The organism is Paenibacillus sp. P4_E11 (genome assembly GCF_056401635.1).
The window spans coordinates 85,210-103,250 of sequence record NZ_JBFUIX010000004.1; the positions used below are offsets into that span (position 1 = coordinate 85,210).

Annotated in this window: 17 protein-coding genes and 1 pseudogene; 2 read left to right on the top strand and 16 right to left on the bottom strand. The window is 51.0% G+C overall.

The annotated features are described in order from the left end of the window. Positions 1 to 9 precede the first annotated feature (9 nt). The 6 genes and pseudogenes from AC1DWB_RS03125 to AC1DWB_RS03150 all read right to left on the bottom strand — a co-directional run. Positions 10 to 237: pseudogene (locus AC1DWB_RS03125) on the bottom strand (YiaA/YiaB family inner membrane protein); the annotation flags it as partial. A 68-nt stretch (positions 238 to 305) separates the two neighbouring features. Beyond that, entirely contained in the window at positions 306 to 944 is a 639-nt protein-coding gene (locus AC1DWB_RS03130; protein WP_477539566.1) for a DUF5052 family protein, read from the bottom strand. A 533-nt stretch (positions 945 to 1,477) separates the two neighbouring features. Beyond that, a complete protein-coding gene (locus AC1DWB_RS03135; RefSeq protein ID WP_477539567.1) occupies positions 1,478 to 2,920 on the bottom strand; it encodes a nicotinate phosphoribosyltransferase in 1,443 nt (480 codons plus the stop codon). A 5-nt stretch (positions 2,921 to 2,925) separates the two neighbouring features. Continuing rightward, entirely contained in the window at positions 2,926 to 3,762 is an 837-nt protein-coding gene (gene nadE, locus AC1DWB_RS03140; RefSeq protein ID WP_477539568.1) for an ammonia-dependent NAD(+) synthetase, read from the bottom strand. Positions 3,763 to 3,776: 14 nt separating this feature from the next. Further along, complete coding sequence (locus tag AC1DWB_RS03145; RefSeq protein ID WP_477539569.1) at positions 3,777 to 4,334, bottom strand: cysteine hydrolase family protein; 558 nt, start codon at positions 4,332 to 4,334, stop codon at positions 3,777 to 3,779. Between the two features lie 30 nt (positions 4,335 to 4,364). Further along, positions 4,365 to 5,159: an NUDIX domain-containing protein gene (locus AC1DWB_RS03150; RefSeq protein ID WP_477539570.1), complete on the bottom strand. Its 795-nt coding sequence runs from the start codon at positions 5,157 to 5,159 to the stop codon at positions 4,365 to 4,367. Positions 5,160 to 5,410: 251 nt separating this feature from the next. On the opposite strand from AC1DWB_RS03150, the gene AC1DWB_RS03155 reads away from it, so the two are divergent. Further along, entirely contained in the window at positions 5,411 to 5,725 is a 315-nt protein-coding gene (locus AC1DWB_RS03155) for a DUF4870 domain-containing protein (protein ID WP_477539571.1), read from the top strand. Positions 5,726 to 5,789: 64 nt separating this feature from the next. Here the strand turns inward: AC1DWB_RS03155 and AC1DWB_RS03160 are convergent, their stop codons facing one another. From AC1DWB_RS03160 to AC1DWB_RS03200, 9 genes are all read right to left on the bottom strand, one after another. Continuing rightward, positions 5,790 to 6,869, bottom strand: coding sequence for an ATP-binding protein (locus AC1DWB_RS03160; RefSeq protein ID WP_477539572.1), 1,080 nt, complete (start codon positions 6,867 to 6,869; stop codon positions 5,790 to 5,792). Positions 6,870 to 7,155: 286 nt separating this feature from the next. Next, on the bottom strand, positions 7,156 to 9,141 hold the full coding sequence (locus tag AC1DWB_RS03165; RefSeq protein ID WP_477539573.1) for a methyl-accepting chemotaxis protein: 1,986 nt from the start codon (positions 9,139 to 9,141) through the stop codon (positions 7,156 to 7,158). Positions 9,142 to 10,183: 1,042 nt separating this feature from the next. Next, on the bottom strand, positions 10,184 to 10,726 hold the full coding sequence (locus AC1DWB_RS03170; protein ID WP_477539574.1) for a hypothetical protein: 543 nt from the start codon (positions 10,724 to 10,726) through the stop codon (positions 10,184 to 10,186). Between the two features lie 71 nt (positions 10,727 to 10,797). Further along, positions 10,798 to 10,953, bottom strand: coding sequence for a hypothetical protein (locus tag AC1DWB_RS03175; RefSeq protein ID WP_477539575.1), 156 nt, complete (start codon positions 10,951 to 10,953; stop codon positions 10,798 to 10,800). Between the two features lie 142 nt (positions 10,954 to 11,095). Then, complete coding sequence (locus AC1DWB_RS03180; protein WP_477539641.1) at positions 11,096 to 11,959, bottom strand: VOC family protein; 864 nt, start codon at positions 11,957 to 11,959, stop codon at positions 11,096 to 11,098. Positions 11,960 to 12,008: 49 nt separating this feature from the next. Then, complete coding sequence (locus AC1DWB_RS03185; protein ID WP_477539576.1) at positions 12,009 to 13,139, bottom strand: NADH-dependent flavin oxidoreductase; 1,131 nt, start codon at positions 13,137 to 13,139, stop codon at positions 12,009 to 12,011. Between the two features lie 35 nt (positions 13,140 to 13,174). Next, positions 13,175 to 13,510, bottom strand: coding sequence for a thioredoxin (trxA, locus tag AC1DWB_RS03190; RefSeq protein ID WP_477539577.1), 336 nt, complete (start codon positions 13,508 to 13,510; stop codon positions 13,175 to 13,177). 13 nt (positions 13,511 to 13,523) lie between these two features. Further along, positions 13,524 to 13,904 carry a hypothetical protein gene (locus tag AC1DWB_RS03195; RefSeq protein WP_477539578.1) on the bottom strand — a complete coding sequence of 127 codons (381 nt, stop codon included), beginning with the start codon at positions 13,902 to 13,904 and terminating at the stop codon, positions 13,524 to 13,526. 74 nt (positions 13,905 to 13,978) lie between these two features. Further along, on the bottom strand, positions 13,979 to 14,410 hold the full coding sequence (locus AC1DWB_RS03200; protein ID WP_477539579.1) for an RrF2 family transcriptional regulator: 432 nt from the start codon (positions 14,408 to 14,410) through the stop codon (positions 13,979 to 13,981). A gap of 168 nt (positions 14,411 to 14,578) precedes the next feature. Here AC1DWB_RS03200 and msrB point away from each other — a divergent pair, with 168 nt between their 5' ends. Continuing rightward, positions 14,579 to 15,547 carry a peptide-methionine (R)-S-oxide reductase MsrB gene (gene msrB / locus AC1DWB_RS03205; RefSeq protein ID WP_477539580.1) on the top strand — a complete coding sequence of 323 codons (969 nt, stop codon included), beginning with the start codon at positions 14,579 to 14,581 and terminating at the stop codon, positions 15,545 to 15,547. A gap of 199 nt (positions 15,548 to 15,746) precedes the next feature. Here msrB and AC1DWB_RS03210 read toward each other — a convergent pair whose 3' ends face one another. Beyond that, the gene (locus AC1DWB_RS03210; protein WP_477539581.1) at positions 15,747 to 18,041 is read right to left on the bottom strand and encodes a hypothetical protein; all 2,295 of its coding nucleotides are present in this window, start codon (positions 18,039 to 18,041) and stop codon (positions 15,747 to 15,749) included.

Consider the following 18,041-nt stretch of genomic DNA (forward strand, 5'->3'; position numbering starts at 1 on the left):
GAGGAAAGCGTCCTCATCGTTATCGCGAATCACTTTCTGCAAGACGAAGGCGGATACAATAATTAGCACACCCGTGACACCATAATAGCCTTGTACGGACAGGGGCTGCTCCAGGGTGTAAACGCCGATAAACTCAAATCCGCATGCGAGAATGAATGCAGCCCATGCCATAAACGTAAATGTAGGCGTGTTGCGTCGTCGGTAAAACGAATTTCTCTGAGCTAAATTAGGGTCCATCTGTTTCCTCCTCAGGGTTGTCTGCACGAGACATCCATAACTGGAAAAATTATAGCATGCAATCCGATTTATTGCAGCAATGACTTCTCATAGATCGTATAATCGCACCGATAGACGAACAAATACTTCCCATCGATAATGAAGCCCGTGCTCTTATCAATGTCTGTGGCGAAATAACTGACGCTGTTCCCAGAATAGGTGGCGAGCGGCTTACCGGACTGCGAACGGATCAGGATGATCATTTCTTTTCCCGTGGTCAAATTCTGAACGCCGTTAACAATTCGGTTGATGAATGGAATGGAGCGATCATTACTCGAGATCGTATTCGTCTTGGCGTATTCGGAGAACAGGTCAGTAAGTCCTTTCTCCGCAAGAATAAGCGAGCTGCCCACATGAGTCATGACCTTGCCGCCTACCGTAAAGCTGAGCACGCCGGACTTTTGCACCGTCTTCCCCTCTTTGTCCGTAATGGCGAACTTGTCATCAGCCCCGATGTCGATGGATTTGCCGGATACACGGTCAATGATGTTGCTGTCTTCGTCATACGTTTGAATCGTTGCCTCACGTCCCTGGAAGGCGCTCTTCAGCTTGCCGAAGTCGTTCGCGAACATGTTGCAGCCGGATAGCAAGAGCAGTGCTGCCAGTGAAATAAGTATGATGACGGATTTAATAGATCGCTTGCTCATCATGCGTGATGTGTTGTTCATTGGAATGAAGCCTCCCCTACATTTACATTACTCTTACATAGAGCTAATACTGGGATAAACAATAGAGACTATACTAACAATGAATAACCATCCTGTCTATATGGAGGTGTACCCCTAATTATGTATTACGAAGAAGATCGTGAACCGTTCGAAGAACGTGAGGATGATAAATCTTCCGACACCAGCAAAAAGTAAGAAGCCTCGGTAAGCCTCGACTATCTCCACCTTATGTTTCTTCTCCAATTGTGTTCCATCGTGCCGACAAAGATAAAAAAAGCTCCTATCGGAGCAACTCGGTGAAGCGGGTTCGTCTTTAGCGGTAACTTTTTATACCGAATCAGGATGCAACCTCTCGAAGTTTATACTTTCTGATTCTGTAAGGATAAACGCCTACGGCGTCCTTTGACGCCGTGCGTTTGCCGAGACGATGAACAATCAGCGAAGTTAATCATTCTGAATCGCCGAAGAAGACCAAGGCGCAGGCCTTGGTCTCTTAATCGTCTGGCGTGATAGCCAGATCATCGGAACTACTGTTACCCTTGGTGCTGCTGAATCAGGTCCATCTTCAATTGCCACGCCTTCGTGCTCAGATTGACACGATATGCTTCCGGATGTAGCTTGCGCAAGTATTCCGGCCAGAACAACCCCAATTGCTCAACATGGTGCGCCCGAATCTGATTCAGTGTAGGCAATGCATATACAAGCTCACCATCGGTAAAGATAGGTTTCAATAGAACAAGAGCTTCGTAATTCTCAATCCATTTGTTCATATACGGATGCACGGGATCGAACAGCTTCAGTCGTTCCTTCTGTCTCACATCGTCATCGTCGACAAGCGTGATGTAGTCGGCCTCCGCCTTGCCCGTCTCCTTATTGATAATGCGGTACACATCCTTGAAACCTGGGTTGGATACTTTCTCCGGATTGCCCGACACCTTGATGACCGGCACATATTCGTTGCCCTTCTCGCGGGCCACAAGCTTATACACACCGCCCAGGGCGGGCTGGTCAGCAGCTGTGATCAGCTGGGTCCCGACTCCCCAGACGTCAATCTTGGCCCCCTGTGCCTTCAGGTTCAGAATGATGTTCTCATCCAGATCGTTCGACGCGACAATCTGCACATACGGGAATCCCGCTTCGTCCAACATCTCCCGTGCTTGCTGCGAGAGGTAGGCCAAGTCACCGCTGTCGAGGCGGATCGCGTTCAATCGCTTGCCCATCGATTCCAGCTGGCGAGCGATCTTGATCGCATTCGGTACTCCGCTCTTCAGTGTGTTATACGTATCGACCAATAGCGTCACTTGATCGGGCAGCGCCTCAGCATATTGACGGAACGCCTCCTCTTCCGTCTCGTGCCCTTGCACCCACGAGTGTGCGTGCGTGCCTTTGGCCGGAATGCCGAACAGCATGCCGGCGCGCATGTTGGATGTAGCATGGAAGCCGGAGATATAGGCGGCCCTTGCACCCCATATAGCGGCATCCGCCTCCTGTGCCCGCCGCGTCCCGAATTCGAGCAGTACTTCGTGAGGCGCCACTTGCTTGATTCTGGCCGCCTTCGTAGCGACAAGCGTCTGGTAGTTCATGAAGTTAAGCATCGCCGTCTCGATTAATTGCGCCTCGAACACCCTCGCTTCCACGCGCAGCAGCGGTTCATTGGCGAATACGAGCGTCCCTTCTTCTACCGCGTACAAATTGCCGGTGAAGCGGAACTTGCGCAGTTCCTCGAGAAACCCTTCCTTGTAGTTCTCTTCCTGAGTCCGCAGATAAGCAATCTCCTCATCGCCGAAGCTCAAGCTCTGAATGTACTGGACGATACGCTCCAGTCCTGCGAATACGACATACCCGTTGCCGAAAGGCAGCTTGCGAAAGTACGCCTCGAATACGGCTTTCTCATGCAACGTCCCTTGCACCCAGTGGGCATACATCATGTTGATCTGATATTTGTCAGTGTGAAGCGTCAGGTTGTTGTAGCTCATGCTTGTCAGTCCTTCCACCAGGTGTCATAGACGGTCACGGGTCCCCGTCGCTTGTGCTCCGTCGCCAGGTAGCGTGCTTCTACCTTATGCATCGCATCGTCCTGCAATGGCTTCATCTCGAGGTAATCGTCCAGCTCTTCGTAGCTCATCCCGAGCGCATCTTCATCTGGCAACCCAGGCTTGTTGTCCTCGAGATCCGCGGTCGGCTTCTTCGTATACAAGTGTTCCGGGCAGCCTAACGCCTGCAATAGCTGCTTGCCCTGCCGCTTGTTCAGACCGTAGATGGGCGCAACATCGCAAGCCCCGTCGCCATGCTTGGTGAAAAATCCGGTGATCGCTTCCGCCGCATGGTCCGTCCCCAACACGAGCATGCCGTAATGGGCGCCGAGATCATATTGGACCTTCATCCGTTCCCGTGCCTTCGTATTTCCTTTCAAGTAGTCACTAAGCTGCTCACCAGTAGCGACCACGAATTGTTCCACGGCCGCATCGACCGCAGGTTTAATATTGACGGTCAAGGTACGACTCGGCTGGATGAACTGAAGGGCGTCCTGGCAGTCGGCTTCATCGCGCTGTACCCCATAAGGGAGCCGGACTGCAATGAACGAATAGCTGCCCCCGCTCGTTTCTGCATTCAGCTCATCAACAGCTATTTGCGCCAATTTGCCCGCCAGCGTCGAATCTTGACCGCCTGATATACCGAGCACGAACCCTTTTGCTCCTACACGAACGACATATTGCTTCAGGAAGCTTACTCTCCTGCGAATTTCCTCAGTGGCGTCAATTTGCTTAACTGCTTTCAAATCTTGTACGATGAGTCCCTGCATGTTGCTATTCGACATTAGATTCGTCCCCTCTACACTGTGATCGGTTGATTGTTCTGAAGGAGCGTAGCCCCGAGCGTATGTTGAAAATGAGTGAGCGCCCAGTCATGGCCCCCCAGGTTGAAGCTGGCAACAGCATCGGTGTGTACTCGGATTTGGAACCCTTTGTTGTAAGCTTCCACCGCCGTGTGCAACACGCAAATATCCGTGCAGACGCCAACCAGATGCAATTCCGTAATTCCGCGTTCCCGCAGCCGCAGCTCCAGATCAGTTCCACAAAAAGCGTTGTATCGCGTCTTATCCATCCAGTAAATGCGGTCCCGATTCCCCTCATACACAGCCTTCAGTTTCCCATAAAGCTCGCGTCCAGTCGTTCCACGTATATTGTGAGGGGGGAACAGCTTGTTCTCAGGGTGATACTCATCATCCTCGTCATGCAGGTCAACCGCCATCACAACGAAGTCACCTTGCTCCGCAAACTGCTGGGTTAACGCCGCAATACGCTCCTCAATGTCGATGGCAGGCTGCCCACAAGGCAAGCTCCCGATTACAAAATCCACCGTATAATCGATTACAATCAATGCTTTCATCAACGCTCATCCTCCTTCAATCGTGTCTATTTAACTGTAGATGGACAACGCAGGTACATACTCTGTAAAACGATATAGCTGTGCGGCACGTTGCGAATAGCGGTTCGACATCTTCATCTCCCCGGAGCGACTCCGCACTTGCTCAATAAGGCCTTCTCGGCTCTGGGTGGACGTGATCTTGCGGATGAAGTTGCGTTCCTCGAACTCGGGCACAACTGTCTGAATGACTTGATAAAGCTCGCTGATCGTGAATTCGTCAGGCAGAAACTGTTTCGCAATGGCAGTCGTAAGCATCTTCTGTTGAATCTGCTTGATCGCATCGTTCAGGATGAGACTATGATCGAAGGCAAGCTTCATCGCTAACGCCTCTTCTACCGGGAACAACCTCACATCTGCCGCATCGTCGGCCGCCCTGCGGTTCAGCAGAAGCTTCTCATTCACTAGCGCATAGAATGCATGGGAGATCATCCAGCCTCTCGGGTCCCGTCCTGGTGCGCTGTACACGTTGAAGTATTCGATATGGACGTCCGAGACGCCCGTCTCCTCCTCTAGTTCACGCTTGGCGCAATCGTGGATCGTTTCCGTATCGTTGGAGAACCCGCCTGGCAGCGCCCATTGTCCTTCATAAGGCCAACTCTTGCGCTGGATAAGCAGCACTTGAAGCTCTCGAAGCGGAAGAGACTTCTTCACGCCGCCCTTCTTCTCCGACGATGTAATCGTAAAGATGACGATGTCCGCTGGCGCACCGTCCGGGGTTCTGTACTTGCTGGCGGAATAGTTCGATGCATGCTCGTGCTCACTTTCACATTCGACCGGTTCCTTCATATTCATCACCTGCCCGTCATAACTATTTAATTGTCGTATTGATATTATCATTATGACATAATTAAAGCCGATGTCAAGTACATTGGATCGATTGTCATGGGTTGGGCCCTCCGGCCCGGGGAGTCACATCTATCTATTTACCTAGCGGAATAGGTAGATCCACTCATTCCGTATATGACACCAATCGATTAGAATGTTGAATGAACGCGAGTAATATACTGAACTATTATGATCTGAAAGAGGTGCTTTGTATGACGGTTGATTCCAGCGATGATGTGAAGAATAACAAAATCTACGCAGTTCTGGCTTACATAATCTTCTTCATCCCGCTTCTGGCGGCCAAAGATTCCAAGTTCGCGATGTATCACGCCAATCAAGGACTCACCCTGTTCCTGCTCTACTTGGCGGTCAATGTGGTGTTCCGCATCATTCCGTTTCTTAGCTGGATTCTGCTCCCGTTCGCCGGCTTGTTCTGTCTCGTTCTGGCGATTCTCGGTATCGTGAATGCAGCGAATGGCGAGATGAAGCCGCTGCCCCTCATCGGGCAGTACACGATTCTCAAATAAGGTTAACAGAAGTCAGGGCAAGGCTGTCCATACCGCCTTGCCCTGACTTCATAACCGGCACACATTAGAGTGCTCTTGATTCTGATTTGGCATCCGCAGGGAATGAGATATGAAAGCTTGTCCCCACTCCTACTCGGCTCTCTACTTTAATCTTGCCCAACATATTCTTAATAATGTTAAACGATACGAGCGTTCCCAGTCCGGTCCCTTTATCCTTCGTAGAGAAATACGGTGTCCCCAGTCGGTTCACTTGCTCGGTCGTCATCCCCGATCCGGAATCACTTATGATCATTTTCACTTCGTTGTTATGTTTCTTCGCCTTGAACTCCAATACTCCACCCTGTTCCATCGCTTCAATCCCGTTTTTGCCAATGTTGATAATGCTTTGCCTTAATTTCTGTCGGTCGCCGGACACGTATAGGCCCTCTTCCATCTCCACTCGCAGCTCGACCCCTCGTAAATTCGCATAAGAGGTTAATACCTTGCTGACATAAGTGATTTCCTCGCCAATGTCGATTAGCTCGACGATATCCGGATAAGGTCGGGCCAAGGAAAGATAGTCGTTAATGATCTGCTGAGCCCGGTCGAGCTCCTCCAAGCAGATTCTCCCGTACATTTGCCGCTTGTCCTGTGTCAGCTCAGACGTCTCGTACATCAACTGTATGAAACCCCTTACAGAAGTGAGTGGATTACGGATTTCATGCGCGACCGAAGCCGATATTACGCTGGCTAGTTTGATTTTCTCCGTATCGTACAACTCTTTTTTGAGCAGCATGTTTTTCTGAATAGCCTCAATGGTATAGACGGTAAGAGCAATCATCGCACATTCGATCAAATAAAAGTTCATATGCAGATTGAACACATAATCGGGATTAATCAGCAGGCTTGCCAATTTGCCGATCATCTTGGAACCTATGGCGAGTATGCCAATTGACACTATTTTGGCAACCAAGTTAATGGATCGGTATTTGGAAATCAGCAGAAGGCTAATCAATAAGCACACGGTGTCCGAAATCAGGGAAATGTATTGTCCCTGCCCTCCCCATGCAAGCCGGCTGAGAATGACGGAAATGTAGAGGAGGGTCGATACAAAGGGATTGCTGTATAAACAGGCGATAATGAACGGTGTAGTATGGAGATTCATCCGGAATCCATCCACATTGCTCACTGGAAAACACAAGCATAAGAGAATAGGAATAATAAATAGACCGAACAATAACGCATTCTTAAGTATTGGCTTTGCAGTAATTCGTTCTCTGAATATGAACTGGTAGAAAATAAGCGGGAATAGGATGAAAAATAGATTCAATAACAGAGTCTCTACTTTGTAATGATCAAACAACATCCTGGACCACCTACTTATGCTCGATTGAATAACAGAAAGGAATCTATTTCCTATTCTACTATACAACCTCCCGAAATTCCCAGTCTTATTCGGCCTTGAATCGGCTAATTGTAGCTTGTAATTGAGTCGCTAGCTCGTTCAAAGCTTCTGCAATGTCGGCAGTCTCATTCAAGTGCAACTGCTGATTGTGAGAGGTGCTTGTCACTTGTTGCGTTCTGTTGGATGACTGCTCCGCGATGCGGGCAATCGTCTCGATCGATGCCGTCACCTCTTCGCTCCCGGCAGACAGCTGCTCGGAAGCAGCAGACACTTCCTCCATCTGTCCCGCGATATGTCTCGTCGCAGCCAGTATACGGCTGAACACATGGTCAAGCTCACTGACCGAATTCAACCCGTTATCCAGATCGACAGCCCCTGCCCGCATGGCTTTCATGGCTGCTGCGATCAATTGACCCAATTCATCGATCACTTTCGCGATCTGGTCCGTGTAGGCTTCCGTATGTCCGGCGAGCTTCCTCACCTCGTTCGCTACTACCGAGAAGCCTCTCCCTTGTTCACCTGCTCTAGCTGCTTCAATCGATGCATTCAGGGCGAGCAGGTTCGTTTGTGCAGAAATATCCGTTATGGCCGAGACGATCTGGCCAATTTCCTGGGAACGCTCAGACAGCTTCTCAATCACCTTGAACACTTGATGCGTGGAGCCGGATAATTGATTCATCTGCTCCACGGCCGTCTGAACCGTACCGTTGCCTTGCTCAGCTTGCTGTAGCATCGTCTGCGACGCTTCGGCCACTATCCCGGACGACTCGGCGATCCGTTGGATGCCTACCGACATTTCCTCCATCGCTCTGGCGCTCTCTTCCGCTCCCACAGCTTGATGTTCCGCACCAGCAGCCATCGTCTCCATCGCGGTTACAATTTGTCGGCTGCCTGTCAGTGCATCGCTCATGCTGGCCGACATGGCGCTGCCAGACTCTGCTATCCGCCGCGAGTTGTCCTTCACCAACCTTACCAGCTGCATCAACTGGTTCATGAACTGATTGATTTCCTGGCTGAGCGTGCCAATCTCATCCCGCCCACTGATTGGAATGCGGTAAGTTAGGTCTGCTTCACCGGAATTGAGATTTCGTGCCGCATTCACGACCTGAGACAGCTTCCGGCCGACGACGATTCTCGTCAGCAAGTATAGGAGCCCCAACACGACGACTATAATGCTAGCGAACTCAATGACCATCGCCCTCCGTTGCTGGGCAATAAGGGCATCGTAGCTTTCCTTGGACAAGGCTACACGTACAGCACCCCAATGCTGTCCGTCCAAGTAGATCGGGTAGGAGATGTCCCACGTTTCCACGGTTTTCCCATCAATGATCCGATCATACTTTTGCAGATTCGGTTTATCCTTGTTCTGGTAGACTGCTGCGTTATAGCTGGTCGGATCGTTAAATATGCGGTTCGCTCTATAGCCTTGGCTGAGCAGTCCGGTATCACCCCAAGCATCCTTCGAACCGTCTCCCGATAGGCTGTAGGTGGAATTGTGCGTAGGGATGTAGCCGACAAATTCCGGATTCGCCGAGTACGCGATCGGGACAGCGAATACAACGGTCGGATCGATCAGGAAGCTGTCGATGATGCTTTGCCAGCGCATGTCGGTATAGGCATCATAAGCACTTGTGTACTTCAGCTCGTATTGCCCAATCGGTACCTTATTGCCATTGAACAGCTCAACCTGCTTGCTTTTATATGTAGGGTCTTGATTATTGCGCTTGTCACTTGCTGCACGGCTTTCCGGGATCACCGTCAACTGGTCGTTGAACATATTCTGCTTCAATTGCGCACCGCTGATCTTCGTACCGTCCGGCCACATGACGCCATTCTTCATATCCGATTCGGTCAGGCCTTCCAGGCTGTGAGATAATGAAACAGCCAGGCTGCTTCCCTTCTCCAGTAGTTGTCGTTCCACATCCTGCTGTATCGTCTTCCATTCGTAGCCGGTTAAGCTTAGAAGGACCACGAGCAAGACTGAACCCATAATAAGCAGGAATTTGTTCGTTAAGGAATTGGCTGATTTCAATTTGCTCACCTCTTGGTAAATATATGTAGTCTTTTTGGTTTCCCCATCGTATAGTGCTAAAGACCCGAAGTCAATTGGCTTCACTAATTCTCCAACTAAACTATGGCAATATGTTGACAATGAATATCTACCGTCAGATTGCACTGACGGTCCTTTGTCGTTTGAGTTCAGTTTGTCGCATGGGGAGGAAGTAGGCAGAGGGTTCCAACCGCTGTTGAAATCACGGCCCTTGGATATTAGTTTGGTCGTAGTTGGGCCGAGATTTCAAAGGCGGACGCTGACGCTTCTCCACCCCCTGCCCACTTCCTCTTCTGTACTTCTTTGCTTCAAAGCGTTACGTCTTCCGAGTGGCATCTTCTGATGCCGATCCCGTGATGGCCTTACTGGAGAGACACAACTGAGCAAGTTAACACTCCGGAATGCTGCAAATGTGGGATTTTCTCCCACTCCCAGTCAAAAGCTAATGGAATCCTGCAAATGTGCAGTATTTTATCGACCAAAATCTCGATTTCGCCCGAACTACGGCTAAAATGTTGAGCTTTCGCATCAATATGGAACTTTCGAATGCAAACGGATCAAAAATCATGCACTTTTGCAGGATTTGTGCGAATAAGCTCCACAACAATCGCTTTCTGCACAGCACCAACTTCCCGAATGTCGACTGAATCCCATTTATTCGACTAATTCAAGCTTGGGACAGCCTGGACTCCCCTACCCCAAAAACTTATACTAGTAGAGTGAAGGACTGGGCTACCACTCGGCTCTCTCTTGTTCCTTACGGATTCTTTTTGCCGATGCAGCAGGATTCACTTCATATTACGGCCTGTTGAATTGCTCGCACCTCCGTGGAGGTTACTTTGTCGTCACAGGGCTTCAACCTTAGGATCTCTCCACCAGTAGCCTGTCAGCTACGAGGCGACTTGGCTCTTACCTCGGCCGGACTTTCACCGTCTAGTTATGCGCAAGTACAAAAAAGCCTTGCAGACACAAGGCTTGTCTTCACTTTATGTGGTTAACTCACTGGATGTTCTTTATCTTACGCTTATAACTCTCCGAAGGCTTCCATAGGTTTAAAATACCCTTTAATACAATTGGGATTAATCACACATATTTGAATATGGTTCTTTTCCCTGAAGCCTGCTCCTGGGTACAGCTCGTTCCCTTCAAAGAACACACCCCGTACTGAATCGTATGGCTTATGACCCATCTCACGGTTGTACTCATGAACTGACTGAACAACTGCACAATCCAAGAACCGGAGAAGTAAATCTCGACTCTCACTTCCGCGACCACTTTTGTTCTCGGGTAAGGGCGTACCCAGCTTCTCTAGTTTAATCTTTAATATTTCATATCCCCGTTTTAGCACATCCAGAGAGCTTTGCTCTAATAAGTTCAAACAATGTCCAAGATCAATGACTGCCCCAATTGAAGCTGGTTCATTGATCATAATTCTAGATCTACCGGGCTTGTCTTTTAACATAAGTGCATAATCCATTGCCCTTTGGGGATTGTTCTCCCAAAAATAAATTCCATGCCCTAACCAATCATAGTCGTTCTCACTGGCTCTCATAATGTCTTGATGCATCAAAATTTTCTCGACAATTGTCTGATCACATCCATGAAAACCAAGCACGAAACTGGGGAGATTGGAATAGATCATTGCTTTTGATATTGTGGCATTAACTTACCATCTTTATCAACAATACCCGCTTTATTTAAAAAGTCTAAGGATTTTTCACGCGGCTCCTCGGTAATCTTTTTAATGTAATCATCCATTTGCTCAATATATTTCTTATGTTCAATGACAGTCATTGTCATCACCTCGCCCATTAATAAGTATATTATAACACAGCACAACCCGTACCCCCTATAGTTGTATACCTCAAAACTTAAAGAACCCCTTCCAGTCACAGAGACCGGAAGGGGTTCTTTTAGACATGCCTGATCATATGTGTTATCTAGCCTTCGCATGCAGATGCAGCTCGATCCCGGATGGATCATGCACAACCAGATGATCCTCGGCTTCAATCACAGCTATCCCAGTAGCCTCCAACCGGGTCCGTACCGCTTCCACACTGGCTGCATCTGGCAACACGACTGTATAGTAAGCGAGTCCAGACGCATTCGAGGCGGATAATGGCACGCCAGTGCCAGCCCATACGTTCAAGCCGAGATGATGATGATATTCGCCCGCCGCCACGAACAGGGCGGAATTCTCCATATGCGCGAGAAGCTTGAACCCCAGAATGTCGCAATAAAATGTTTTCGATTGCAGCAAGTCCGAGACGTGCAGGTGAATGTGGCCAATCGTTGTGTCAGGCGGCAATCCTATCCAAGGCCGATCTCCCGCCTCTTGCAGCAAGCCGTCCCAGTCAATCGGATCAACGGCCATGATGTACTCATTGTTCGCATCCCGCTTCCACTCGCTGCGCGGGCGATCCGCGTAGATCTCGATACCATTGTTGTCCGGATCGGCGATATAGAGCGCCTCACTGACCAGGTGGTCCGCTTGCCCGATATGAATGCCGCTAGCGATTAGGTTACGCAGAGACAGCCCCAGCGATGGACGGTCCGGTACCAGAATCGCGAAGTGGTACAGCCCGGCAGCCGACCGGCGGCTCGTTACGACGCCTCCTGGTATTTCTTGTAGAAACACCAGCGGGTGAATCCCGTCTACGGACATCTCCGCCGCATGGTTCTCTGCCTTAAGCAGCTTCAATCCCACCACGTCGCGATAAAATGCAACAGACCGCTCCAGATCGGTCACTTTCAATTTCACTTGTCCGATAACCGTATCCGGATGAATGCTGAAGGACATGCTCATCACCTTTTCCTCGTAATAGCGACACTGTATCGCATCTATGTTATCATACCCGGCTCTGTACAGGGAACCAGCCTGGGGCATGGATGATCGCTTTCCATAACGGGTCCGGAACAACCAACTGTTCTTGATCGTCTTCGGTCAGCGTAGTCCGAATGTCCGCTTCGCGTCCCTCTGCTACTTTGGCGACCCAATCGGGTTCCACGATAAGCTCACGGCCTAGAGCCACGAGAGAGATACCTGTCTGCAATGCCTGTAGAGCCTCGTCCGCGCTGCGAATCGAGCCTACTCCGATGACAGGCACCCGCCCTTCAGCGCGTTCCACAATCCATTCGATGCGGGATTTGCTGTCGTCTGCGCCACGCTTGGGTTGCGACCTGAGGTCCAACAACGAGACATGGATGTAGTCCAGCTGTTGATCCGCTAACGCATCGACTAAAGCGAACGTATCCTCCATCGTAATCCCTGGTGTTTCCGATTCTTCCGGGGAGAAGCGATAGCCGACCAAGAACGGATGCTTGGCATGAGCAGCCACAACCCGCTTCACTTCAGCCACAACCGCTAATGGGAATGCCAACCGTCGGTTCAAGTCGCCGCCCCACCGGTCATTCCGGCGGTTGGAATGTGGTGAGAAGAACTGCTGAAGCAAGTAGCCGTTGGCTCCATGGAGCTCCACGCCGTCATACCCGGCTTCGATCGCCCTTCGGGTCGCTTCGCCGAAGTCGCGGATAATCGCCTCGATCTCCGCATCGGTCAGCGCTCTAGGGATCGGGCTTCCAGCCTTCTCCGCCGCCACAGCGCTAGCACTGACTACATCGCCGTTCGGCACGAGATCTGGCGGACACAGCCGCCCACCATGGAAGATTTGCAGAACTGCTCGAGCACCCTGCGCTTGGATCGTGCTTGCAAGACGCCGTAAGCTCGGAATCATGTCGTCATGATCCGCCGCGAACTCGCCGGGAAATCCTTTGCCGTTCGGGGTAACATAGGTGCAGGCTGTGACGACAAGCCCTACTCCATTCGATCGGCGTGCGTAGTAGCTGACTTCCGCGTCCGAGACAGTGCCGTCAGGGTTGGAAGAGAAGTTGGTCATCGGGGCCATCAGGATGCGGTTCTTAAGCCGCACCCCGCTTCTTAGGTCGATGGCTTCGAATAAAGGTTGGTAGGTAGTGTTCACTGGTTTAATGCCTCCCATATGGTGAAATCTAGTCGTTATTGCAAGTGCTGGTTGACAAGAGCTTCGAGCTCCGCAAGAGATCGAACGCCGATGAGCGTTGACACGTCTACACCGTCCTTGAACAATTTCAACGTTGGAATGCTCATGACCTCGTAACGGTCAGACGTCTCTGGATTCTCATCCACATTGACTTTAGCAATCGTGACGGAGTCCCCCACTTTCCCGCTCAGTTCCTCGAGAATAGGAGCAATCATTTTACAAGGCCCGCACCAAGGCGCCCAGAAATCAACCAACACCAAACCTTCCTTCACCGTTTCCTGAAAATTAGCATCTGTAGTATTGACGATCGCCATTCCAATCCACTCCTTCATTAGTTAGTTATTATTAATCAATGAGTCGGTACAATCGATTCGAACTATATCGCTTGCCCTCGTCCAAGGTCTTCTCAGTAGGTGGAACCGTAGAGACGGCCATCTTCGCGCTGAGCTCATCGAACCATATCTTATCTTGCGTCATTAAGGCGAGCTCGATCAGGCCGCGCAGTTCTTCCGGCGTAGAGGGCGTATGATCCGGCAGCTTTTTCACTTTGGCCGCACTGGCATCGATTGAAGTCCCCACCGCCTCTTCCCTGTCGCACTGCGTTACCCATACTTTCAACCCTGCGCCGCCTCCACTTACGGACTCGACGAAACCTATGAACTTCTCGTCAGCTTGCGAGGTGCCGCTTACCCAGTCGCCTTCTTGGATCAACAGTGTTGGATTCATTCTTCATCACCCTCCTGCATGATTTTTCGGAAAATAAACTGTCATCGTTTCTGTAACAGATTGAATAGAAAAAATTACTTTTTCTCAAGCTGTGCGGCTTTCACCCGGTTAAGCACATCGCGGATCGTCATCTGCTGCAAGTATTCGAGCAAATGCTGTTCGGCTTCGCAAAATATATGATCCATGACATCCGCCATATTGCAGGCAACCATACACTTCTCATCTTCATTACCGGAAAACCAGCTTGGCTTGATCGAGCCGATAGAAGTCGCAGTGTAAATCTCGGCCAATGTAGCCTGTTCAGGACTACAATTCAGCAAATAACCACCGCCGATCCCTTCCTTCGTAGCGATATAACCATGCTTCTTGAGACAGCTCATCACCTTGCGCAAACGTGACGGGTGGGTGTTCACATTGTGGGCGATGACTTCGCTTGTGGCCATACGATCCGGCGTATTGGAAAGAAACACCAGGCTGTGTACCGCGATCGTAAATTCACTATTCACCCTCTACCGCCCCCTTTCCGCTTGCTTACTGTTATTATATTTATTACAGTTTGAACTGTCAACACTTTTTACACAGTTTAACTTAAATGTTGTGAGCGTTGATTTCGGTTAGATATTTTACATTATGCGCATCTTATGATTGTATTATGGGTAAAGGAGATGATCGTTATGAGTCAAGAAAGCCATTCCTATTCGTTAGCCACATTTGCCGGAGGTTGTTTCTGGTGCATGGTGAAGCCGTTCGACGAACAACCGGGCATTATAAAGGTCGTTTCCGGGTATACGGGCGGCCATGTAGTGAATCCTACTTATGAACAAGTATGCTCCGATACGACCGGTCATTATGAAGCGGTTCAAATTACGTTCGATCCTGCGTTGTATTCCTATGAGCGCTTGCTCCAGACATTCTGGCAGTCGATTGATCCTACGGATGCCGAAGGCCAGTTTGCGGACCGGGGTCATTCATACAAGTCAGCGATTTTCTATCATAATGAGGAGCAGCGGGAAGAAGCCGAGCAATCCAAGCAGCAGTTGACGACAAGCGGTGTATTCCAGAAGCCGATCGTCACCCCGATCCTACCAGCACACACGTTCTACGAGGCAGAGGATTATCACCAAGGCTATTATAAAACAAACCCGGTGCGCTACAAATCGTACTTCGCCGGCTCAGGTCGTGAGGCGTTCCTTAAGGAGCATTGGAAGGATGCCAAGAAAGAAGCTGAATTAAAAAAACGTCTCACGCCTATTCAATATGAGGTGACGCAGAACAACGGGACGGAGCGGCCTTTTCAGAATGAGTATTGGGACCACAAGGACGACGGCCTCTATGTCGATATCGTATCTGGCGAGCCGCTGTTCAGCTCCCTCGACAAGTTCGATTCATCCTGTGGCTGGCCTTCCTTCACGAAGCCTGTAGAGGAAACTCATGTAACCGATCATGTCGACGTTACACATAACATGATCCGAACGGAAGTGCGCAGCAAGGAAGCAGACTCGCATCTGGGCCATGTGTTCCACGACGGACCGGGGCCGACCAAGCTGCGGTATTGCATCAACTCTGCCGCTCTACGTTTCATTCCGGTTGATCAGTTGGACAAGGAAGGGTATGGCGATTATAAGCCGTTGTTTGGCAAATAAGGAGATACCTAAAACACCAGAGCCGAATGATGGCTCTGGTGTTTTATTTGGGATTTTCAGTTGGGGAGCGGGAATGCGACCCCCTTGTACGGGCTGTCGATTCATTGTGAACATAGGAGTGGAAAGTGAAAAAGAGGACCCCGGCGAGTTTTGGCTTGAACCTCCATACCACGAAATCCCTTATACAATCATAGGAGGTTCAAACAAGATGTTTGAGCTCACGAGGGTCCTTTTTCACTCGGAACGGCCATTCATCGATGAATCGACAGCCCTTGTACCCGATCACACAACCGTATTCCTCCCCGGATGCAACCATCAAGCAATCCTCCTCAGGAGCGTAAGCCAGGCAGGAAATGACATGGATCACCGCCCATTCCGAATCGATATCGCGCAGCGGAGCATGGTCTTTCACAACACGTGGCCTCCCCAAATCGATAAAGCCGCGTTGCCGCGAGAAATGGAACACGTGACCCGCATCCCTCACATCGCCGTATACGCCAAATACTTCGTCCCCGTTGCACTTAATGAAGTTTCGCAGCGAACCGCTGGCATACAATCGTCCATAAGTGGTCGTAATCCGTAGGTCCGAAGACAATGTAAACAGCAGCCCATCTTGCGTTCCCGCGACCACGGTGCCATCTGCCATTACGGCTCCGCCTGTGATTGTAGCTCGGAATGCCCTTCCGCGAATGGAAGGAGCTGCAGGGGCGGCCGATTCGTTCGTCTGCTCCACCCGATTGTAGACGAGTAGCTGATCGTTCGTGCCGGAGAGCAGGAGTCGATCCGCATCCAGCGCGATCACGTGCGCATCGCTCGATACCAGCTTGCAGTTCGGCAGGAGGCGGAGGTGTCCAGACGCCACATCGCAATCATAGAGAGCGCCGCATCGATCGCTCGCCAGCAGTTCATTCCGGGCGAAGCCACCGTAGAGCTTCGCAAGCTCTATCTCCTTCGGCGCCTTCAGGTCGACAGTGCAGGTGAAGGTTGCCAGGTCGACAAGGACGATGGATCCGTCCGTGGTCAACACGGCAACCACTCTTTCGCCCACATCGACGCAACTAAGAGGCGCGCCTCCTTCATAGACCATCGCGATGCGACGTGCTCTATCGCCCATGAGGTCGGTCTCCGTCACATACAGGCTTCGCTTACCGCTGACCGTGTATACTTTCCCATCTACCGTCCGAACGTGCCGGACTGCGGTATCGCTCCAGCGCATCTGCTGATGTAAGGGCAGTGTCCGGGTTGCACCGGCTTCGATGTGCATAAGAGCGGCGCTGCCGACCCGATTCCAGTCCGGTTCGTTGTATGGCCTCAGCTCTATGGCTGGCGACTCGGAACCCGGCGGCTGCAGGCGCTTCACGTCAACGGCGGCTATATAAGGGGAGAACTCACCGCAGACGTCCACCATGTGCAGCCAGCCGTCCCGGTCGAAGATCATCTCGCAAATATACTGGGAGTCTTTGCCGTCCGGTGCGATCAGGCCGAGATTCTCAGGTTCTCCGCCGTTCAGCACATCCCATCGGACGAGTCGAATCGGATAATACGTATCATACGTTTTCAATCCGTAATAGATCACGAAGTCGTCGTCCGCCGCCAATCCCCCAATTCCGTACGGCTGGACTGGCTGTTCGTGGCGAAGATGGATGGAGCCGTGCCGCGTCACCTCCAGCGTATCGGGGTGAAGCTCGAGCAGCTCACCATCCATGTTGTTTACCAGGAACAAGGAGTTCCGGGGCGAGTGAAGTGCGAAGATGAACTGCCGCCTGAACTTGTTCCCGTTGGGGGAGAGGAAGCTCACCTTGAGGTCCTCGATCTCGTCCAGCTCGGGGTCATACCGCCATAGTGCTCCCGTGTAGGAGCTGCCATACAAGCGGCCCTTGGCGTCCTTCACCAGCCTGCAAGAGGAGAACTCCGATACTTTACCGTAATCCTTAACCTGATTCGACTCCAGATCGAGCCTGTAGAAATGCCCGCGCATGTACCCGAGAAAATAGTAGTACCGCGGATCGTTCCCCAGCATGCCGCCATAAATACTTTCTCGAGGAACAGGGATTCCTCTGACCTGCACCTCATTCGTATCTGGGTCTACGATCATCAGTATCGAGCCCGGGTAGCCTTCCCACGGATGCTCGTAATGCTGCTCGTACATCCATTGCAGATGGCCGGGAGCGGGAGCGGTGTTGTGTGTAGCCATAATCAGTCTGCCGTCCGGGAGAAAATCGATGCTCGTATGGATCTTGCTCGGCGGCATCTGCTCCGGATCGACGATCCAGATGTCCGCCACGTCGAACATAAGCCGCAGCTCGCCTGTCTTGGGGTAATATTCGTACAGCAAGGCCGTCAGCGGCTTCTCGTTCTCCCCGCATACGCTGATGAAGAAGCGGTCGTCGGGGGAACGTACAAAATCCCAGACGGCGTTGTGCCCTTGTTCGTTCGGCAGCTGGGTGAACCGGGTGTGCTGCTTCGGAAGCCCCGCCAGCATATTGTGTACCAT

Excerpts from the sequence above, each read along its gene's own strand:
- AC1DWB_RS03130 (WP_477539566.1), bottom strand. The coding sequence starts at position 944 with ATGAACAACACATCACGCATGATGAGCAAGCGATCTATTAAATCCGTC.
- AC1DWB_RS03135 (WP_477539567.1), bottom strand. The coding sequence starts at position 2,920 with ATGAGCTACAACAACCTGACGCTTCACACTGACAAATATCAGATCAAC.
- nadE (WP_477539568.1), bottom strand. The coding sequence starts at position 3,762 with ATGTCGAATAGCAACATGCAGGGACTCATCGTACAAGATTTGAAAGCA.
- AC1DWB_RS03145 (WP_477539569.1), bottom strand. The coding sequence starts at position 4,334 with ATGAAAGCATTGATTGTAATCGATTATACGGTGGATTTTGTAATCGGG.
- AC1DWB_RS03150 (WP_477539570.1), bottom strand. The coding sequence starts at position 5,159 with ATGAAGGAACCGGTCGAATGTGAAAGTGAGCACGAGCATGCATCGAAC.
- AC1DWB_RS03155 (WP_477539571.1), top strand. The coding sequence starts at position 5,411 with ATGACGGTTGATTCCAGCGATGATGTGAAGAATAACAAAATCTACGCA.
- AC1DWB_RS03160 (WP_477539572.1), bottom strand. The coding sequence starts at position 6,869 with ATGAATCTCCATACTACACCGTTCATTATCGCCTGTTTATACAGCAAT.
- AC1DWB_RS03170 (WP_477539574.1), bottom strand. The coding sequence starts at position 10,726 with ATGCATCAAGACATTATGAGAGCCAGTGAGAACGACTATGATTGGTTA.
- AC1DWB_RS03175 (WP_477539575.1), bottom strand. The coding sequence starts at position 10,953 with ATGACTGTCATTGAACATAAGAAATATATTGAGCAAATGGATGATTAC.
- AC1DWB_RS03180 (WP_477539641.1), bottom strand. The coding sequence starts at position 11,959 with ATGTCCTTCAGCATTCATCCGGATACGGTTATCGGACAAGTGAAATTG.
- trxA (WP_477539577.1), bottom strand. The coding sequence starts at position 13,510 with ATGAAGGAGTGGATTGGAATGGCGATCGTCAATACTACAGATGCTAAT.
- AC1DWB_RS03195 (WP_477539578.1), bottom strand. The coding sequence starts at position 13,904 with ATGAATCCAACACTGTTGATCCAAGAAGGCGACTGGGTAAGCGGCACC.
- msrB (WP_477539580.1), top strand. The coding sequence starts at position 14,579 with ATGAGTCAAGAAAGCCATTCCTATTCGTTAGCCACATTTGCCGGAGGT.
- AC1DWB_RS03210 (WP_477539581.1), bottom strand. The coding sequence starts at position 18,041 with ATGGTACACAATATGCTGGCGGGGCTTCCGAAGCAGCACACCCGGTTC.